Source organism: Cupriavidus basilensis (assembly GCF_029335485.1).
Taxonomy (GTDB): domain Bacteria; phylum Pseudomonadota; class Gammaproteobacteria; order Burkholderiales; family Burkholderiaceae; genus Cupriavidus; species Cupriavidus basilensis_E.
On sequence record NZ_JARJLM010000730.1, the window covers coordinates 1 to 2,656 of the forward strand.

Sequence of the window (2,656 nt, forward strand, 5' to 3'; positions counted from 1 at the left end):
TTGTCGGCCCCCAGCGAGCCCATGACCGATTGCTGGATGCTCTGGGCGCCGCGGGTGTCGTGCTGCAGGCTGGTGAAGGAATAGGGCGCATGCTGGCCATCCCCCAGCGGAATCCCGACGTTGAGCAGGATGCGGTTGTCCCACCGGCCCCTTGTGAGGTCGAACTGGCGGGACACCGAGAGGCCATAGCTGATGCGCCGGTAGTTGTTGTTGTAGCCGAGCTGGAACTGGGTGTCGTTGCCGGAGCGGCTCCAGTAGTTCTGGGTGCTGCCCGCCAGGTAGATCGATCCGTAGCCTGGCGGCAGCGCCTGGTTCAACGTCAACTGCAAGCGATTGCGCTGGACGCCGCTGATGGCCAGGCCTCTGGCATCGCGTTCCATGTCGCGCAAGATGACGGCATCGGCGAGGTTCAGGTAGCCCCTGCTGGAATAGCGGTAGGCCGCCAGGGTGACGTTGGTGCCGATGGGCTCCAACAGCTTGCTGTAGAGGAGACGGACGCTGTACCCGTTGCGGTCCGGCTGCTTCTCGAAGCGCGCCCAAGCCTGGGTGACGTCCATGCCGAGCGCGCCAAAGGCGGTATTGAGGGCTCCGCCAAGCGCCACTGCGGTGTAATCCTGGGCCGCCAGCAGGCCGCCATAGCCGGTCAGCATATTGGTAAAACCGTGCTGCACCGTGGCCTGCACCATCTTCGGCGTGCTACGGGCGATGGGGTTCCGGTACTGGCCGGCGGTGACCTGGTAGCGCGTGATGCCCGGACGCAAGGAATTGACGGCCGCCGCATAGGGCACCTTCGAGATGCGCACGCTGCCGTCGGCCTCGGTCACGACCACTTCGAGGTCGCCGCCGTAGCCGGTGGGGTACAGGTCGTCAATGACGAAGGCGCCAGCGGCCACCGTGGTTTCGTAAATGATGTTGCCACTCTGGCGGACCTGCACGCGGGCGCTGGTGTTGGCGATGCCCCGGATGGTGGGAGCGTAGCCGCGCTGCGACTCCGGGTACATCCGGTCATCGCTCGCCAGTTGCATGCCGCGAAAGCCGATGCTGTCGAATACGGTACCGTCAGTGAATGCCTCGCCGAGGACGACCTGGCTGCGGATGGCGGCAATGCCGCGCTGCAGGCTGGTCTGCACGCTCTGATAGTGGGTACCGGCCTGATTGTCATGGCTCAGGTTGCCGAGGTGCCGGAAACGCCATGCGCCTACGTTCACACCGGCGTTGAGACCGATATAGGCGAACGACGTGGACTGCCCCAGGCTGGAGGAACGATAGGCATTCGCGTTGTACTGCAGACGCGCGGCGGTGATTCCCTCATCCCAGTACTGCGGCTCGACATAGCCGCGGGCCCTGCGCTTGAGCGCGGCTTGCGGCAGGCTGATGTCGAGTCGCTGTTCTCCGTTGTCGAACTCTGCTGTACCGGCATTCACCAGCTCGGGCAGCGGCGCGCATGCACCGTCGGCAAGGCGGTTCGCTGCTTCCGGAAGGAGCTTGACCAGGTCGACACCGACACGTTCGAGCAGGACACGGTCGAAACAGGGCTGCACGTTGCGGCTGTCATTACCGATCTGCCGCACGGAAACCTCGGCGCGCCCCAGCCAGGTCTGGTTGACGTAGAGATCCGCGCGATAGGTTCCCGGCAGGGCCACGTTGCCTTTGTTGAACCGGCTCACATCGATGCGCCCGCCGCCGGTCTGGCGAAGGAACTGGTCGTTGAACTCGACTTCCGCCACCATGACGGGACCTGGCTGGCCGGCTCTGGCGGCCGTCGCGCCCGCTCCGGCGAACAGGCAGAAAAGCATCGCAGCGATCGGGCTCAAGCGGAAGGTGTGCGACTTCGATCTCTGTAATTGCATCGTCCCTACTAATAAGTATCGGGCGTGGGGCGTGGATGCCGCTGGAAGCGGACATGTCCCGGCCTGTTCCATCACTGGATTAGTCGCTGGATCACTGAGCAGGCGCGGTTCCGAGGTCGAACTCGGCGTCCATCGGGCCACCATAGTCGTTGATGGCCTGGTAACGCATGCGGCCTGGCGCGCCAGCGCTTAGCTCGCCCGAAAGTGGGAAGACCTTCGTTTCGCCAGGGCCGACCATCCCGCCATCGTCAAAGCGCGCGGTCTTGCCGCCTGCGGTGACTTCCAGCGCGCTGAAGGAAGCGTGATAGGCAGTGGGATTGCGCGCTTCGAGCGCCTGGCGGTTGTTGGCGTTGACCAGGCGCCACGCAATCTGTGCCGGGGCCTCGCCTGCACTGCCCTTGAGGCCGGCGGGGCGGTAGAACAGCTTGATGCGCGATCGGAACGCGAACTGCAGGCGATTGACTTCTGCCTCGTCGCCGGTGGGCTTGGGTGGTATTTCCACGACGTTGAGCCAGAACACCGACTCCCTGTCCGGAGGCAGTGGTTCGCCCGTATAGAGGATGCGCAGCGTCTGTCCCTTGCCGGGGTCGATGCGGGACACGGGCGGGGTCACGGTGAACGGGACGGCAATCTCCGCCGGCGCGGCCTTCGCATTGCCGTCGTCGATCCATGCCTGCACCAGCGCCGGGGTCTTGCCCTCGTTGCTGAGTTTCATCACGGCTTCGGATTCTCGTGCGTCATAGATGACCCGCGTTCCCGCAATGACAACAGATGACAGCGCGGGAAACGGACAGAGCAACATGGCC

General features: G+C 64.5%; 2 protein-coding genes. Both read right to left on the reverse strand.

From position 1 onward, the window contains the following. The coding region (locus tag P3W85_RS44895) for a fimbria/pilus outer membrane usher protein (RefSeq protein ID WP_276269582.1) at positions 1-1,850 on the reverse strand (1,850 nt) is incomplete at its 3' end. A gap of 91 nt (positions 1,851-1,941) precedes the next feature. Next, positions 1,942-2,652 (reverse strand): fimbria/pilus periplasmic chaperone, encoded by a 711-nt coding sequence (locus P3W85_RS44900; RefSeq protein ID WP_276269583.1) that lies wholly within the window; start codon positions 2,650-2,652, stop codon positions 1,942-1,944. Positions 2,653-2,656 lie beyond the last annotated feature (4 nt).